This is a genomic window from Xanthomonas sp. fls2-241-TYG-148, assembly GCF_030208815.1.
GTDB lineage: Bacteria > Pseudomonadota > Gammaproteobacteria > Xanthomonadales > Xanthomonadaceae > Xanthomonas > Xanthomonas campestris.
Genome location: NZ_JARVTE010000009.1, coordinates 266,771 through 283,916 on the forward strand (window position 1 = coordinate 266,771; position 17,146 = coordinate 283,916).

General features: G+C 64.9%; 13 protein-coding genes and 1 other RNA gene. 8 read left to right on the forward strand and 6 right to left on the reverse strand.

Annotation, left to right across the window (positions count from 1 at the left end; genetic code table 11):
• Positions 1–35 precede the first annotated feature (35 nt).
• Both QRM60_RS11835 and QRM60_RS11840 read right to left on the reverse strand, forming a co-directional pair.
• Entirely contained in the window at positions 36–1,442 is a 1,407-nt protein-coding gene (locus tag QRM60_RS11835; protein ID WP_285446258.1) for a hypothetical protein, read from the reverse strand.
• A 243-nt stretch (positions 1,443–1,685) separates the two neighbouring features.
• Positions 1,686–2,018 carry a hypothetical protein gene (locus QRM60_RS11840; protein WP_225042213.1) on the reverse strand — a complete coding sequence of 111 codons (333 nt, stop codon included), beginning with the start codon at positions 2,016–2,018 and terminating at the stop codon, positions 1,686–1,688.
• A 323-nt stretch (positions 2,019–2,341) separates the two neighbouring features.
• On the opposite strand from QRM60_RS11840, the gene QRM60_RS11845 reads away from it, so the two are divergent.
• Entirely contained in the window at positions 2,342–2,578 is a 237-nt protein-coding gene (locus tag QRM60_RS11845; protein WP_012437768.1) for a KGG domain-containing protein, read from the forward strand.
• Positions 2,579–2,742: 164 nt separating this feature from the next.
• Here QRM60_RS11845 and QRM60_RS11850 read toward each other — a convergent pair whose 3' ends face one another.
• Complete coding sequence (locus tag QRM60_RS11850; RefSeq protein WP_238152346.1) at positions 2,743–3,003, reverse strand: hypothetical protein; 261 nt, start codon at positions 3,001–3,003, stop codon at positions 2,743–2,745.
• Between the two features lie 253 nt (positions 3,004–3,256).
• On the opposite strand from QRM60_RS11850, the gene QRM60_RS11855 reads away from it, so the two are divergent.
• On the forward strand, positions 3,257–4,288 hold the full coding sequence (locus tag QRM60_RS11855; protein ID WP_285446259.1) for a chemotaxis protein CheB: 1,032 nt from the start codon (positions 3,257–3,259) through the stop codon (positions 4,286–4,288).
• Positions 4,289–4,466: 178 nt separating this feature from the next.
• Here the strand turns inward: QRM60_RS11855 and QRM60_RS11860 are convergent, their stop codons facing one another.
• On the reverse strand, positions 4,467–5,864 hold the full coding sequence (locus QRM60_RS11860) for a trypsin-like peptidase domain-containing protein (RefSeq protein WP_139327973.1): 1,398 nt from the start codon (positions 5,862–5,864) through the stop codon (positions 4,467–4,469).
• A 512-nt stretch (positions 5,865–6,376) separates the two neighbouring features.
• Positions 6,377–7,756, reverse strand: a complete 1,380-nt coding sequence (locus tag QRM60_RS11865) for an APC family permease (RefSeq protein ID WP_285446260.1) — start codon at positions 7,754–7,756, stop codon at positions 6,377–6,379.
• A gap of 190 nt (positions 7,757–7,946) precedes the next feature.
• On the opposite strand from QRM60_RS11865, the gene QRM60_RS11870 reads away from it, so the two are divergent.
• Positions 7,947–8,711: a LuxR family transcriptional regulator gene (locus QRM60_RS11870; protein ID WP_014508487.1), complete on the forward strand. Its 765-nt coding sequence runs from the start codon at positions 7,947–7,949 to the stop codon at positions 8,709–8,711.
• A gap of 439 nt (positions 8,712–9,150) precedes the next feature.
• Positions 9,151–10,092, forward strand: a complete 942-nt coding sequence (locus QRM60_RS11875; protein WP_103700734.1) for a proline iminopeptidase-family hydrolase — start codon at positions 9,151–9,153, stop codon at positions 10,090–10,092.
• Positions 10,093–10,189: 97 nt separating this feature from the next.
• Here QRM60_RS11875 and QRM60_RS11880 read toward each other — a convergent pair.
• Positions 10,190–10,264: non-coding RNA, sX9 sRNA (locus QRM60_RS11880), on the reverse strand.
• Positions 10,265–11,305: 1,041 nt separating this feature from the next.
• Between QRM60_RS11880 and QRM60_RS11885 the strand changes: the two genes are divergently transcribed.
• From QRM60_RS11885 to cydB, 4 genes are all read left to right on the forward strand, one after another.
• Positions 11,306–12,367 carry a pectate lyase gene (locus QRM60_RS11885; RefSeq protein ID WP_014508484.1) on the forward strand — a complete coding sequence of 354 codons (1,062 nt, stop codon included), beginning with the start codon at positions 11,306–11,308 and terminating at the stop codon, positions 12,365–12,367.
• A gap of 432 nt (positions 12,368–12,799) precedes the next feature.
• On the forward strand, positions 12,800–14,185 hold the full coding sequence (locus tag QRM60_RS11890; RefSeq protein ID WP_285446261.1) for an amino acid permease: 1,386 nt from the start codon (positions 12,800–12,802) through the stop codon (positions 14,183–14,185).
• Positions 14,186–14,546: 361 nt separating this feature from the next.
• Positions 14,547–15,944: a cytochrome ubiquinol oxidase subunit I gene (locus QRM60_RS11895; RefSeq protein WP_070690287.1), complete on the forward strand. Its 1,398-nt coding sequence runs from the start codon at positions 14,547–14,549 to the stop codon at positions 15,942–15,944.
• Positions 15,944–16,960: a cytochrome d ubiquinol oxidase subunit II gene (gene cydB, locus QRM60_RS11900; RefSeq protein WP_011269599.1), complete on the forward strand. Its 1,017-nt coding sequence runs from the start codon at positions 15,944–15,946 to the stop codon at positions 16,958–16,960. Before QRM60_RS11895 ends, cydB begins: the two co-directional genes overlap by 1 nt.
• Positions 16,961–17,146 lie beyond the last annotated feature (186 nt).

Genomic DNA, 17,146 nt, shown 5'->3' on the forward strand with positions numbered 1-17,146 from the left:
GGAGCGGCCAGCCAGCGCCGCTGTCGCTGTCTCGGTTATTCGCTGAGGCAGCGTCGCAGGTCATCGCGTGCAGCGGCCAGCCGCGCAGCGATGGTGGCGCAGGTCTGGGTGCGGGCAGCGGCTGTCTGGCATGCGGCGTGGACGGTCGCCAAGCGTGCGTCCATGACGCGGTCCTGCTCATACACGCATGCACTTGCCTCGGCATCCGGGTACAGGTGCGGCGGTACTTCAATCCATCCACGGCCATACCAGGGCGAGAAGCGGGCAGACCGCCTCACCTGCGCCTGCGCCACGGTTGCCTGCAAGCGCGGGAAGGTGGTCAGCATCGATGCCGCCAGCAGGGCGGGCTCGGTGAGCCTGGGAAGCGCCAGCGCGCAGTCGCTGACCCCTTCGGTGAAGCCGGGTGGCAGCAGCTGTAGGCGCACCCGCAGTTCCGTTGCGGTGGTGTCGGTGCCGATAGGCCCCTCGCGCACCACGATGCCGGTCACGGCGTAATCGCCGCCGTGCGTGAATAGCTCCGGTGCCGCGACATGCAGCGACGCACCCGGGACGGGACGTGCCGGCACAACGCCCGCCGCACGCAGCTGATCAAGCGACTGCAACGGAACGCGCGCCTGCACAGCAAGATGGCAGCCCTCGCGTATCTCCGTTGTCGCGCCCAGCAGAGCGGCGGGCGGTGTGTGCACCAGCACGGTGCTGTGCAGCAACAGGGTGGCCGGGAGCGTCGCACCGGGCAGCCGCAACTGTGCGGGTACACGCGCAGGAATGTCGTGCAGCCGCGGGTAGCGAGCCAGAGCCTGCAGACCCTGCGACACCATGCTCAGGCGCTGCGAAGAGATCTCTCCGCCGGCGACCATCTCGAAGCGGCCGTCGACGAAACGGTAATAACTCGGCACATCGGCGGTATCGGTATGGCCGCTCCCGCCGCGGCTCCCACCGCTGCGGTAGCGGATGCGTCGCGCGCCAGCCTGCAGGAACGGGGTGAAGGTCTCCAGCATGGCCTGGCGCGATGCGGCGGTGTCCTCGCGCAGGCGGATCTGCACCCGCGTGGCCGGATACGTGAGCAGCTGGTCCACCCGCAGGCGCAGCTGCGCCGGGTCAGGAAACACCAGGACGACCCACACCGCGGTCGCACCGGCCGCACACAGGCTGATCACCACCCAGAACGGCGGCGCAATCCGCTGCTGATTGCGTAACGCTGCCAGTGCTCGGGTGCGTCGTGCGTGCTGCACCGCCTGCCGTGCCCGTTGCCGGGCAGGGGTGCGTTTGGTCTGGCCGCGTAACCGCTGGCGGGTGGAGCGGTCGGCGATCGCAACGGTGACACCGCGCCCGGCCCGGTAGTCCTTCATCAACAGGACGCCTACGGACTGGACAGCGAGCAGGCTCAGTAACGGCGCAATCACCAGGCTTGCGATGAGCAGGACAACGTGCAGCAGGAACATCATCGGTGGCGTGGCCAGGGGAAAGTCATAGGAGCGCGTGCTGACGTGTTGTCACGGCGTGGCCGTGGCCTGACCAGCACGCCGAAAACACGCCGACGCGCGCAGCCGACGCATGTGTTCAACGCGCACGCAGTGCATTCGAAAGTGCGGTAATCACGATCGCTTGACCGAGCTGTGCATCGAACGAGTGGCAGGTGGTGCAACACCGATCAAGGCTGTCGCGGTCGCGTCTACTCGGGATGCTCAACGCAGGCGTTGCACAAACTCGCTCAGCGGCGCCGACCGATAGAAGGCCATGCACTGTGCAAAGATCCGGTTGTACGGCCCCAGGCGCTGCTCATCCTTCATCGGCACCTCGGCGCGGTGGAAGTCGGCCGTCTGTTTTGCGACGAACTCGTGCAAGCGCGCAGTGGCCCCGGCCCGTGCGTTGTCGAGCGCGTAAGTGGTGGTCAGGAACGAGCGGTCGCGCAACTGGTCTTCGGCATATTTGCCTGCGCGTTGGTAATTGGCATCCAGGCACAGCTGCAGGGCATAGGCCTTGACGTCCTCGCTGTTGGCGGGCTTGGCTGCGGCCATGGCCGGCGCAGCGGTTGCGCCCAAGACCAGCACCAGCGTGGCAACGGCAGAGAAAGGGGAAGAGTGGCGCATACGCGTCCTTGGCTGAGCGGGGCCAACAGTGTGCATGATCGGCACGCGCACGTGGTGCGCGCAGGCTGCTGCATGCGTGTGCAGTCTGGCCGAAACACAACACCGCGTTAGCACGCCGCGATGGTGCCGCCCGTGTGCGGCAGCCTCGTCTACGTGCTCATGGCATCGGCTGGACGTGGGTTTAATCGGCCCGGATCAACACTACGCCTACGGTATTTCTGCCGTGTTCCACACAGTTGAGGAGTACACCAATGGCTGATCAAAACACCAGCAACCGTGGTTTCGCATCGATGGACGAAGACAAGCAACGCGAGATTGCGAGCAAGGGCGGCAAGGCCGCACACGCCAGCGGCAATGCACACGAGTTCGACTCCGAAGAAGCCAGGGAAGCCGGCCGCAAGGGCGGTGAGTCGGTGAGCCAGGACCGCGAGCACATGGCCGACATCGGCCGCAAGGGTGGCGAGAACAGCGGCGGCGGCAACCGCTGAGTCGGCACTGCTGGCGGCGGCACGGGTGGAGTTACCCCGTGCCGCCGATGGGTTAGGACGCGCTGTCTCGGCAGCGCAACCATGCGGAAAAGAAAGCGGGATGTTGTGGGGTGATGGCTGCTTCGCCAGCCGCCACAGGCCGCAGTGACGAATCGCGCCGCGCTTCAGCGCTGCACGATGACCGGTACCGCGTAACGCAGCATGCCAGGGTGATAGGTGCGCGTGCCAAGCGTGCGTAACGCCATGATTTCGCTGCAAAGCGCAGTACGTACTTCGCGTGCGGTCATGCCGCTGATCTCCAGCGTGCTGATCAAGGTGGCGAAGCCGTCCCAGAAGGCGCTTTCGTTTGCACGATGCAGCTCGCTCAAACGCCAGAGCTCGGCAAGCGCGTGTGCCAGGTCTCGACAACCCGTTGTGTCCGTCATGCCGGCTCTCGCGCGGAATGGAGCGCTGAGCCTAGCACCACCGCGGATCGGCGCCGATACCGAAGGGCGCCTGCAGGCGTGACATCACGCATTCAGATGCCAAGTGTGTGCACCGTGCTGCATGAGGTCGCTGCCCGCGCCCGCTTCACCGATGCGAAGAGACCGTCTTCTTTCGTCGCCGTTTACATGGCTCTACGCATTGCGCCAACACGGTCCACGCGATGGTGAAACCGGCACATCACTGGAGTAGCCCATGGTAGACAACGACCTGCATTCCCAGCAGCACCGCGATGTCATCGTGATCGGTGGATCGGCTGGCGCCGGCGAGGCGTTGCGGCGCTTGTTGGGTGCGCTGCCAGCGCAGACGCCTGCCGCCATCCTGGTGGTGCTGCACATGTCGGCGCATGGTCACGGCATCATGCGCACGGTCAGTGCCGGTGCCAACGGCATTACCGTGGTCGAGGCCGCCGATGGCATGCGCATCGAACCGCACACGCTCTATGTCGCGGTAGCCGACCATCACCTGATGGTGGCCGACGGGCGAATCGTGCTGGGTACCGGCCCGCGCGAGAACATGTCGCGGCCTTCGATCGACGCCTTGTTCCGCTCGGCAGCGGTGGCCTTCGGGCCTAGAACAGTGGGGGTCCTGCTGTCGGGGATGCTCAACGATGGCACCGCAGGTCTTGACGCGATTCACGCCTGCGGCGGCACGGTACTGGTGCAGGATCCTGGCGAGGCGGTGGCCAGCGACATGCCGCTGAGTGCACTGCAGCGCGTGCCCGCCGATGCCGTTCGCAGCAGCGCCGAGTTGGGCGGCCTGATTGCGGAACTGGCGCAGACAGCGGCAGGGCCGGCGCAGGTGATCACCGATGCATTGCGTCTGGAAGTGGCGATCGCACGCGGTGCATTGACCACGACTGACGACACCGCGCGGATCGCCACGCCGGTTGCGATGAGTTGCCCGGCCTGTGGCGGCGTGCTGTCGCAAATATCGGAGAGTTCTGTGCTGCGGTTCCGCTGCCAGGTCGGGCATGCCTACACAGGCGAGAGTCTGTTGTCGGCTACAGAAGGTTCGGTGGACGAGGCGCTGCGCATTGCCTTGCGCATCATCGACGAGCGGGCCACCTCGGTGGCGCGGATGGCCGATTCCAACACACGTGCGCAGCCGAATACCGCAGCGATGTACCGCCATCGCGCGGACGAATACCGCGGCTATGCGGACACCTTGCGCAAGGCGTTGCTGCGCAAAGCGCCGCTCGCTGCGGCGGTGGAACCCTCAGAGTGAGCCCGCATTAGCGGTAACATTTGGCTGTCGCGTTGCACGACATGCCTAACAACCACTTGTACATCGCTTGGCAAGATACCGAGCCACGCAAAGGTGCACGCTTCAAATAGACGCGTGCGCGACCACAAGGATCGCGCACGCAGCACTGCTACACAGTCGCTTGACTCTCCATCAGGCCTTACGGGCCCAGGAAGCTGGAGATGGTGGAATACACATCAGAGAACCGCGAGTAATAATCCGGGTCGCTCTGCGCGGTGCAGTACGAATACCCACCATATAGACCGCCCCGCAGCTGGTAGGCGCCACCACTGGCGACGGTGAACAAGGCCGAGCCTGACGAGCCGCCCTCGGTCACACCATCGTTCCAGACCACGCGGTAGAGCGGGGTCTTGCCATCGATGGAGGTGTTCAGCCCTGTGACCGAGCCCAGCGAGTACTTCTTCACGTCGCCAGAGGGGTGATGGATGCCAACGATCGACGTGCCGGTGGCCCCGATGGCTGCGCTATTCCACGCCGCGTAGAACGCGCCGCTGGGCGGTGCGGTCTTGAGCTCCAGCAATGCGGTGTCACGCGTGGTGTTGGCGTGGCGCAGGAACGCACCGCCGGTCAACGTGGTGGCCTGCGCACTGACGGTATTGCCGTTGCAACTGGCCGCATCGTAGAACCAATAGGTCTGCAGCGAATTGGCCACCGTCTGCGTGCTGATGCAGTGTGCGGCGGTCCAAAACAGATTGCGCTTGGGCGTGTTGGTGTTGTTGAGCAAGGTGCCCGTGCACAGGAACGAGCCCTGGCTGGTGGTGAACACCATGCGCGCCACGGCCTTGGACGCACTGGTGAAACCAGCGGTGGGGTTGGCGCGGCAAACGACGTCGTTCTGGCAGGAATCGCTCTCGCCAATGGCAATGGTCATCATGTCGCGCGGGCTGGCGGTGGGGCTGATGTCCAGGTGCGACAACTGCGGCACCGACAGGCTGAAGTTCTGCGGGTATTGCCCAGCCGGCAGCGACAGCTCGACCAGCAAGGTGTCGCCGTTGACCGTCGGCGACCAGCCGATGTCACTGCCACTAGTGCTGAAGCTGGTACCGGATTGCTCGAACACGCGGCCATCGTCGCCGGCAAAGCGCAGCGTCACCTTGGACGGATCACCCGGCGTTGCGCCGGCCCCCCGCAGCACCAGCGAGGCGCGCAATGCAGCGGCCTGCGCAGAGCTGAGCGTCAGCGTTGCCACGCGGCCGCCATCGCTGGTCATCTGCCAATCCAGCTTGGACAGATTGACCAGTGGTTGCGTCACCGCGCGCGAGAAACCGATCTGCAATGGCAGCCCGTGCTTGACCTGCGCAATACGACGCTCGCGCACGCGCGCCAGTTCGCTGCTGCCGGGTGCAGCCAATTGCGCAACACGGGTTGGCAGCACGCCACCACGCAGGCTGGCCGACTGCAGCTGTGCGGCGCCCAACTTGGCAGCTTGCGGCGCCGTGGTCACCGGCGCGGCGTCCATTTCGGTCGGCGGCGCTGCCAGCGCCGTGCCGGAAAGTGCGGAGAACAACGCGAGATACAACGCATTCTTGCGATTCATGGATAGTCCTTCTCGTCAGGGAACGCTGGGCAACGGCGGGGGCCGTGGTCCGCGTGCGCCATCGATGGCGCGTCACGAGACTAGCGAAAGTTCAACGCTGAATATGTGCTGAAAATCTCTTTCATGAAGTGACTTTCACGAAAATGTGCGATCTGGCGCGTTGTATCGATGGTTGCCGCTTCAAACGACAGTCCTTATCGGTGCTCTGTTGAATGCTTGAGTGCAGCGCGGCACGCGAACGCATGCAATTGCGCGACGCAACATTGAGTGGCGCCATGCTGCAGGACTGGGTAGCGGCATCTGCAGGCGCTGGCGCGCGCGCGCCGCACTGAGCAGCACGCATGGCGTCATCTATACGCATTGCGTGCAGCATCCGCATGGAGACGCATGGCGAAGTCCATGCGCTGCATTCAACGCCGAAGATGGGGCGCGACAGTGTTGTGGACTTGCGCTCACCGCGTGTACGCATGCACGCGCACGCCCCACGCGCAGGCACGCACGCGGTACTGAATTTACAACGCGTCAGTAGCGCGGAATTCGGTCGAGCGTCCGCTGAACTTGAGGAAGGCCAGTACGGCCAGTCCAACCACCATCCAGGCGCTGCCGCCCAGCTGCGCATGCAGGTCGGCATTGATCAGTACGTAGGCCAGGATCACGATGCCGATCACTGGTACCAGCCCGTGCAGTACCTTGCGGCCATGCGCGCGAAAGTGCCAAAGCACCGCCACATGCAGCAGCACGAAGGCCGTAAGCGCGCCCACATTGCATAGCGAGGACAGCAACGCGATCTGCCCGACGAACACTTCTCCCAGCACCATGCTCAGGGCCGCCACCAGCAGGATCGCCCGCTGCGGCACGCCAGTGCGCGGATGGATATAGCGCAGGAACGCGGGCAATTGGCGGTCGCGTGCCATTGCGAACAGTAGCCGCGAGGTGGCCGCCTGTGCCACCAACGAATTGGCAATCGCCGCACTGATGGCCACCGTCAGCGCAATCACAATCTGCATCCACGGCCCGGCAATCAGCCGCCCGATCTCGAAGAACGCATCGTTGGACGCTTGCGCGTTGGGGTAACGCTGCAAGTGCGGCTGCAGCAACGCCGCCAGCCAGGTCTGCAGCACGAACAGGCCGGCCACCAGCACCAACGCCAACAATGTCGCGCGTCCGACCACCCGGTTGCCGCCGCGGGTTTCCTCCGACAGCGTGGAGATCGCATCGAAGCCCAGGAACGACACCACCGCCACCGACAGCGCACTGAAGATCAACTGCGGCGAAAACGCCTGCGGGTTGTAGAACGGGCGCAGGGTCCACTGTGCGCCGTTGACGCCGCGCTGGATGGCCAATGTCGCCAGCACCACGAACAGCGCCAGCACGATGAGCTGCGCATACAGGAAGAAGCGGTTGGCACGCGCAGTGGTCTCGATGCCGCGCAGATTGACCGCCGTGTTGAGCACCACGAAGAAGGCGATCCACGCGGGCTGCGGCACCTGTGGCAGCACGTTGTGCATGGCGTTGGCGCCTACAACGTAGAGCAGGGTGGGTACCAGTAGATAGTCCAGCAGGATGGCCCAGCCGGCCAGAAATCCCATGCCGCCGCTCAAACCGCGCCCCACATACGCATACACCGAACCAGCTACCGGAAACGCCTGCGACATCTGCTGATAGCTGAGGGCAGTGAACAGCATCGCCACGAAGCCCACCAGATAGGTCAGCGGCACCATTCCCGCGCTGATGTCGAACACCCCACCGAAGATCGAGAACGGCGCGGTCGGCACCATGAACACCAGGCCATAGATCAGCAGGTCCTTCAGGCTGAGCTGCCGCTTGAGTTCCTGGGCGTAGCCGAAGCGTTCCAGCGTGGCCGCGTCGTTGCGGCCTGGGGTGTCGGTCATGCAGATATCCGCTGAGGGGAGGGCCGGGCGATGCCTGGCGGCGCTGGCGCGCGTCCAGTGCCGTGGGGGCGGGTGTTGCCCGGCATTGTGAACATAAAGCGCCCGGCGAGCCCATCCATTGGTAAAAATGCTAGGTTTTCCATGCTGGATGTCATCCAGTGGCAGTCGCCGGCACCGAAGGACATGCACCATGTTTGACACATTGGCCAGCCTGGGCCGTGATCTCCAGGCCCGCGAGACGCTCAATGCCTGCCTGGACCGGGTGTTTCGCGATGTCTGCGCGCTGGGATTCCAGTCGCTGGTGTACGACTACGCCCCGGTGCCGCTGAGCATGGAGGGCGCGTTGATCACCCCCTCGGTGTTCCTGCAGCGCAATGCGCCCGACGACATGCACAACGTCTGGTGCGAACACGGCTATTACCAGAACGACCCGGTGCAGCAGCGCGCCACCCGCCGCACCACGCCGTTCGTATGGTCGTACCGCACCGAGGGTCGCACCGAGGGCGTGGAATACGTGGGCGACCAGCACCGGCAGGTCACCCGCTACCTGTGCGACAGCGATATGGGCACCGGTGTCACCGTGCCACTGCACCTGCCCGGCGGCGCGTTTGCGACCTTCAGCGCGGCGGTCAATGCCACCCAGGCCGAGGCCCCACGTCTGGCCGAAGCCCAGCTGCCGCCATTCCTGCTGCTGGCGCACGCCTTCCAGGCACGCGCGCAGGAGTTGCTCGATCCGCAGGAACGCCGCTGCCACCACATCGCCTTGACCCGCCGCGAGCGCGAATGCCTGCAGTACTCGGCCAAGGGCATGACTGCCAAGAGCATTGCCGCCACGCTCAACCGCTCCACGGCCACCGTGAACCTGCATCTGAATTCGGCAGCCCGCAAACTGGGCGCACGCAATCGCGTGGAAGCGGTGGTGCGCGGCATGCATTACCGGCTGCTGGAATTGTAGGAAGACTCGGTTGGTCGGGTTTGTCGGCCGCGTCGTTGGCGCGGGCATGGTTGTTCATGTTCGGGGAGCGGTGGCAGACCGGTGTTCGCATGCCGGCCTCATGGCACCTCGCACACACGCCGGTGTCGCAATTCGCGCGTTTCGCGATTGCCGACCGGTGTCATCGCACTTAACGTGGATGCTGACGACACACGGTCTCCATCGCCAGTTGAAACAATCCGTGGTGAATGCGATTGGTGCAGGCAATCAGTGCAACTGACCAAGCACGCACCAACCTATTTGACCCAGGCACCAAGGGCGCGGGCATTCGCAGCGCAGACGGCGTCCGCGGATCTGTTATGCCCCTATATGCATGGCTAACCTGGCAAATTTGCCAGTTATCCCGACCCGCTGCGCTGGGTAGGCTCGCCGCTCTCATTGCCGTAAGTGGGCGCAGGTCATGCAGTGCACCGAGGGTTTCGTCGAATTTCGCGGCTATCGCACCTGGTACCGCATCACCGGCGACCTGCACAGCGATGCGTGCCCGCTGATCGTGCTGCATGGCGGCCCGGGCTGCACGCACGACTACGTCGACAGCTTTACCGATCTGGCCGGCAGCGGCCGCGCGGTCATTCACTACGACCAATTGGGCAACGGGCATTCCACCCATCTGCCCAATGCCGACCCCAGCTTCTGGACGGTGGGCCTGTTCCTGGATGAGCTGCACGCGCTGATCAGCCATCTCGGGCTGGCCCAGTACGCGCTGCTGGGCCAGTCGTGGGGCGGCATGCTGGCCGCCGAGCACGCGGTGCGCCGCCCTGCAGGACTGCGCGCACTGGTCATCGCCAACTCGCCCGCATCGATGGGCTTGTGGCGGGCCGCCGCGCTACGCCTGCGCGCGCGCCTGCCCGAGCCCGTACAGGCCGCCCTGGACGAACATGAAGCTGCCGGCACCCTGGATTCGCCCGCCTACCGCGCCGCCACGCAGGCGTTCTACGCGCAGCACGTGTGCCGGGTGCTGCCCTGGCCTGCGGAGGTGGCGCGCACCTTTGCCGCGATCGATGCCGATCCCACCGTCTACCATGCGATGAACGGCCCGACCGAATTCCATGTGGTGGGCAGCCTGCGCAACTGGAGCATCATCGAACGCCTGCACCGCATCACCGCGCCGACGCTGGTGCTGTCCGGCAAATACGATGAAGCCACACCGGAAACCGTGGAGCCTTACGCACGGTTGATTCCCGATGCGCGCTGGCATGTCTTCCCCAACTCCAGCCACATGCCGCATGTGGAAGAGCGCGAGCCCTGCATGCGCCTGGTCGGCAACTTCCTCGACGACCACAGCCCTTGGTCAGGCGGGCAACTGACCCGCACCTCGGCGCTGGCCAATCGCGCCGTCTGAGCGGGGTGTCACGCTGCAGGGCTGCGGGTTGCTGGCCTTGGTAGACATGCCGACGACCGCGCGGTTCCGCAGACTGGCGCGTTTGAGCACTTTGAGCGGCTCACAAAACGTAGCGAGCAGTCGTCAGGTGAGTGCGGACGGCGCGGAGGAACCGGAGTGTGTGGGGATACATGCCGATTTCGAACACCGGCCGCGCCCGCGTGGCGGCTCCGCAGCCGTTTTGATAGCCGCTCGTAGCCAGACGCCATCGGGTGCCGAGCCACACCAGCGTCCTGCGCGCGCGTGGCAGCGTGTTCATGGCCACGCACATGACACCGGAATGATGCGCAGCTCTGCCTTGGTTCCTCCCTGCACGTTGCGGCATCGAGCCATGCGCGCCTTCGACCCGTCTTGATCGCCGCCGCCGGTCCGGCCGGCCAAGCCCACACCGTCGTGCCGAGCATGCGTACCGCATCGTGCTGCGGCCTTGTCTGGTAGTGCTGCGCACTACGTTGCATTGCATCCCCCATAATTGTGCGCAGCATTTGCCGCGCTCGATAGCACCACCCGATGCGCGTGTTCGCGCCACTCGCGCATGCTCAGCCGTAGTTGCTTTCGCTTGGCCGACTCAGCCGATCATCGCGTGCGCAGCATTGACCCATGCGCCATCCATAAGACTCTGGGCGATCGCGCTGCTGCTGCAGTCGCGCATCTGCAGCCTGTATCGATGATCGATTTGGAAGAGCTTGCAGACACGACGCGATGGATCTCCTAGCGGTGATGCACGTGCGCGTGATTGATGCGGCAGCCACGCATTAGGCCTGAACTTCCCGCCAAACTCATCCGTTGAATCATCAACGCGAAGTTGCTGCGCGGTGATCAAGCGCGTCCGCTACGCGTCGCGTTGAAGTGTCGCTCGCTTCACTGCATTGCGGCGCAGCGCGCTGCATCGCGCAATCGCGCATGCGCAACGGCATGCCATCGCAGCATGCAGCAATCACACGCACAAGACATGTTGCAGCGCAGTGGCACGGTGTCCTGTCTCCGCTGTCCATTGCTGTCTCTTTTGCGTGTCCCTCTGCGCGAATGCCGCGGTCTGTCAAATTTCCACAACTGGATAATTGTTTTCTGTTTCAAGACGCGCGAAGAATGCACGCCCCCACGCACCGCGTTGCCGTCGTCATGCACTCGCTGACGCCATGCAGCGTTTTCGAATTTCATTGGGAGAGGCTGCATGATTAGCAAAACGCTTCAGGGCGCACTCGCGCTTGCACTGTCCGCTTGCGCTGCGGGCGCGATCGCAGGTCCGGTCGGCTACGGTGCCGCCACCACCGGCGGCGGCAACAAGGTTCCGGTGAATGTGGCCACGTTCGAGGCGATGCAGTCGGCCATCGATAGCTACTCCGGCAGCGGCGGCCTGGTGCTGAACTACACCGGCAAGTTCGACTTCGGCACCATCAAGGATGTGTGCGCGCAGTGGAAGCTGCCCGCCAAGACCGTGCAGATCAAGAACAAGAGCGATGTCACCATCAAGGGTGCCAACGGTTCGGCTGCCAACTTCGGTATTCGCGTGGTGGGCAATGCGCACAACGTGATCATCCAGAACATGACCATCGGTCTGTTGCAAGGCGGCGAAGATGCCGATTCGATTTCGCTGGAAGGCAACTCCAGTGGCGAGCCGTCCAAGATCTGGGTCGACCACAACACGGTGTTCGCCTCGCTCACCAAGTGCTCCGGCGCCGGTGATGCCTCCTTCGATGGCGGCATCGACATGAAGAAGGGCGTGCACCATGTCACCGTGTCCTACAACTACGTTTACAACTACCAGAAGGTGGCGTTGAACGGTTACAGCGACAGCGACACCAAGAACTCGGCCGCGCGTACCACCTACCACCACAACCGCTTCGAGAACGTGGAATCGCGCGTGCCGCTGCAGCGCCGTGGCTTGAGCCACATCTACAACAACTACTTCAACAACGTCACCACCTCCGGCATCAATGTACGCATGGGCGGCATTGCCAAGATCGAGTCCAATTACTTCGAGAACATCAAGAACCCGGTGACCTCGCGCGACAGCAGCGAGATCGGCTACTGGGACCTGATCAACAACTACGTCGGCAGCGGCATCACCTGGGGCACGCCCGACGGCAGCAAGCCCTACGCCAATGCCACCAACTGGATCAGCACCAAGGTGTTCCCCGAATCGCTGGGCTACATCTACACGGTCACGCCGGCCGCGCAGGTCAAGGCCAAGGTGATCGCCACCGCAGGGGCGGGCAAGAACCTGGCCGAATAAGGGCGCGGCGCCACCCTGTGTGACTGAAACCCCGGCCTTGGTCGGGGTTTCTTTTTGCAAGCGTTTGCCGAGCGATTGGCCTATTGCACCCACAGGCATCGCTGGGCCTGCGAGGCGCTAACCGCGGGCGATGCGGCGTGGGCGAGGGGGCGAGGACGACGCGCGGTGCTCACCGCATGATGCGCGGGCTGTTCCGTCGCCGCCTGCCAGGCGCGTGTTTCAGCGTGTCATTCGTGTCCGTGGCGATGTCCGCACGGCGGCAGCAAGGAGCGCACGGGCAGCGCAGGGCCTGGACGTGCGCGGCCGCCGTTGCACCGCGCGCGCCGCTAAAGTGCTCGCGACCGGAGTGCCCTGGCGGTGACGCCGTCAAGAGGCGCGGCGGAGCCCGCGACGCGGTATCGTGTCGCGTTCCCGTCATCGTCGATCCTGTCCATGCCGCTTCCGACCCATCCTGTTGCTGAGACTGCTTCGTCCGCTGCGCCTGCGCTGCGTCATGCGCTCAAACCCCGGCAATTGATGATGATGGGCCTGGGCACGGCGATCGGCGCAGGCCTGTTCCTGGGCTCGGGGGTCGGCATCCACGCGGCCGGCCCGGCCGTGCTGGTGTCCTATCTGATCGCCGGCGCGCTGGTGATCATCGTGATGAACGCGCTCGGTGAAATGGCCGCGGCCAAGCCGGCCAGCGGCGCGTTTTCGGTCTACGCGGCCGATGCCATGGGGCCCACCGCCGGCGCAACCGTCGGCTGGTTATGGTGGCTGCAGATCGTGGTGGTGATCGCCGCCGAAGCAGTGGGCGCGGCAAGCCTGCTGGCCACGGTGTGGCCGGCCTTGCCGGTGCCGATGCTGGCGTCGGTGTTCATGGCCACCTTCACCGTGATCAACCTGCTGGGCGTGCGCAATTTCGGCGAGTTCGAATTCTGGTTCGCCATCCTCAAGGTGGTGGCGATCCTGATCTTCCTGATGATTGGCGTTGCGCTGCTGGCCGGGTTGCTGCCAGGCGTGGCCTCGCCGGGTCTCTCCAATTTCACCCAGCACGGCGGGTTCGCGCCCAAGGGCCTGGCCGGCATCGGCACCGCATTGCTGGTGGTGGTGTTCGCCTTCGGCGGTACCGAGATCGTGGCGGTGGCGGCAGCGGAAACCGCCGACCCCGGGCGCAGCCTGGCGCGCACCATCCGCACGGTGGCCTGGCGCATTCTGGTGTTCTATATCGGCTCGATCAGCGTCATCGTCGCGGTGGTGCCGTGGACCAGTGATGCACTGAGTTCGCCGTTTGCCGCTGTGCTGGAAGTCGCGCGCATTCCTGGTGCGGCAACCGGCATCACGCTGGTGGCGGTGGTGGCGTTGTTGTCGGCGCTCAATGCCAATCTCTATGGTGCCTCGCGCATGATCTTCTCGCTGGCGCAGCGCGGTGAAGCGCCGCGTTGGCTGGGCAACACCAGCCGCCAGCAGGTGCCGCTGGTGGCGGTGATCGCCAGCGTGTTGTTCGGCTTTGCCGCCGCGGTGCTGGAGTTGCTGTATCCCGGCAAGGTGCTGCCGATGCTGCTGAATATCGTCGGTGCCACCTGTTTGCTGGTGTGGACGATCTCGTTGCTGTCGCAGTTGATCCTGCGTGCGCGCGCCGACCGCGCCGGCATCGCCTTGCCGTTCCGCATGCGTGGCTACCCGGTGCTGACGCTGCTGGCGTTGGCGATCCTGGCGGTGATCTTCGTGCTGCTGGCATTTTCGGCCGACACCCGCGCGCAGTTCCTGTCGATGGTGGGGCTCACCGCCGGCATCGCGCTGGTCAGCGAGCTGGCGCGGCGGATGCGCAAGCGCTAAACCGTATTGGCTGCTAGCGGCGCCCACGTGCGCCGCTAGCAGCAGCGTGGCGAACGGCGCTCACGTGGCCGTATGCGTTGGCAGTCAATGGCAGACGCGTGCTACCTGCGCAATAGCGCGATGCCGCGCGTTCGCAGTCGCGCGGTACGGCGCCGCAACGCAACCAGATGCCTTGATTCAACGCAATTGCGACGCGACACGTTGACGCAGTGCGACGCCGTGTCGCATCGGGAACGGGCGCACGCGTCCCTATCATGATCCTGTCGCACGAAGGATCTGCTCGCACACCACAGGGATTCCTCGGCGATCGATCCGCAGCCTGCGCGCTGGCGGTCATCCCCACTTTCCTGGAGCTTTCTCCATGGACGCCCTGCTGTTGTCACGGATCCAGTTCGGGTTCGTCATCGCGTTCCACGTGTTGTTTCCCGCGTTCACCATCGGCTTGTCCAGCCTGTTGGCATTTCTGGAATGGCGCTGGTTGCGCACCCGCCTGCCGGTCTGGCGCGAGCTGTATTTCTTCTGGCAGAAGATCTTCGCCGTGTCCTTCGGCATGGGCGTGGTCAGCGGCATCGTCATGGCCTTCCAGTTCGGTGCGAACTGGCCGGAGCTGAGCCGCATTGCAGGCAGCGTGATCGGCCCGTTGCTCAGCTATGAAGTGCTCACCGCGTTCTTTCTGGAAGCCAGCTTCCTGGGCGTGATGATGTTCGGCTGGGGCCGGATTTCCGAGCGCCTGCATTTCTTCGCCACCTGCATGGTGGCGCTGGGCACGCTGTTTTCCACGTTCTGGATCCTGTCGTCCAACAGCTGGCTGCAGACGCCGGCCGGCTACGAGGTGGTCAACGGCATCGTGCATCCGGTGGACTGGCTGAAGATCATTTTCAACCCGTCGTTCCCGTACCGGTTGGCGCACATGGCGCTGGGCTCGTTCATCACCACGTGCTTCGTAGTGGGCGCGGTGGGTGCGTGGTATCTGCATCGTGGCGTGCACCGCGAGGCAGGCCTGCGCATGCTCAAGCTGGCGGTGGCGTTTTCGGCGATCACCGTGCCGCTGCAGATCTTTGTTGGCGACATGCATGGCCTGAACACGCTTGAGCACCAGCCGATGAAGATCGCCGCGGTGGAAGCGCACTGGCATGACGAAGCGCCGGGGGAGGGCTTCCCGCTGGTGGTGTTCGCGGTGCCCAACGCGGCGAAAGAGCGCAACGATTACGAGATCGCCATTCCGCGGCTGGGCAGTCTGATCCTCACCCATCGCCTGGACGGCCGCATCGCGCCGCTGACCACGGTGCCGGCCGCCGATCGCCCGCCCGTGCTGCCGGTGTTCTTCGCGTTCCGCATCATGGTCGGGCTGGGCAGCCTGATGCTGCTGGTGGCCTGGGTGTCGGCGTTTGCCTGGTGGCGCGGCAAGCTGGTGCAGTGGCGCTGGTTGCTGGCCACCTGGCGCTGGATGCTGCCGAGCGGCTTCATCGCGCTGGTGTCGGGCTGGTTCGTGACCGAGATGGGCCGGCAGCCGTACGTGGTGTATGGGTTGCTGCGCACCGCCGATGCGGTGGGCCCGCAGTCGACGTTGATGACCGCCATCTCGCTGGCGGTGTATGTGGCCGGCTACGCCTTCGTGTTCGGCTGGGGCATTTGGTACCTGGTCAAGATCGGCAAGCTCGGGCCCACCCCGCACGATGCGCCGCAACTGGATCACGGCGAACACACGCCCGCACGGCCGCTGTCGGCCGCCGACGAACCGATCGATGGAGCTGCCTGATGGACATGACGACCTTCCTGCCGGTGGCGTGGTTCGCGGTGATCGGCTTTGGCGTGTTGATGTACGTGGTGCTGGATGGCTTCGTGCTCGGCATCGGCATCCTGGCGCCGTTTCGCAAGGACGAAGCGCAGCTGGACCTGATGATGAACACCGCCGCGCCGATCTGGGACGGTAACGAAACCTGGCTGGTGCTGGGCGGGGCAGGGCTGCTCGCCGCGTTTCCCAAGGCGTATGCGGTGATCCTCTCGGCGCTGTATCTGCCGGTGCTGCTGATGGTGATGGCGCTGGTGTTTCGCGGCGTGGCGTTTGAATTCCGCTTCAAGGCGCATCGCTCGCGGCGGCTGTGGAGTAACGCGTTCGCCGCCGGTTCGATCCTGGCGACCTTTGCGCAGGGCGTGATCCTGGGGGCGTTGGTACAGGGTCTGCCGATCGAGAACGACCGGTACGTCGGCGGCATCTGGGGCTGGTTCAGCCCGTTCGCGATGCTCACTGGCGCGGCGCTGGTCGCTGGTTACGCACTGCTCGGCAGCACCTGGCTGATCCTCAAGACCGACGGCCACGTGCAGCAATTGGCGCGCCAGCTATCGCGGCCGCTCGCGTTGACGGTGCTGGTGTTCATCGGCCTGGTCAGTGCGTGGCTGCCCTCGCTGCAATCGCACGTGATGGAGCGCTGGTTCGAAGGCGCGCACTACCTGTGGCTGATGCCGATCCCGGTGCTGGTGGCGGTGGTTGGCGTGGCGTTGTGGCGCGCCACCGACGCCGGCCAGCCGGACACGCCGCCGTTCCTGCTGGCGATGGCCTTGTTCGTGCTCGGCTTCCTCGGGCTGGTGCTGGGCATGTGGCCCTACCTGGTGCCGCCGGTCTACACGATCTGGCAGGCCGCCGCGCCACCGTCTTCGCAGCTGTTTGCGCTGGTCGGCCTAGTGCTGCTGCTCCCGCTGATCCTGGGCTACACGGTGTGGTCGTACCGGGTGTTCCGCGGCAAGATCACCGCCGAGACCGGCTATCACCACTGAAGGCTGCAGGCGTGCGCAGCGCAGCGCGCCGTGTGCGCGTAGCGCGCTGCGAGCACGAGCAGCGACGGCAGGGCTGCGAGCCTGCCAGGGCAGGGCGGTTGCATGCAGCGCTAAAGCGCCATACGGCCTTGCCGCTGTGGTGATCAGTGGGCCACAGCGCGAGCTGTTGCGCTACAACCGCAGCTG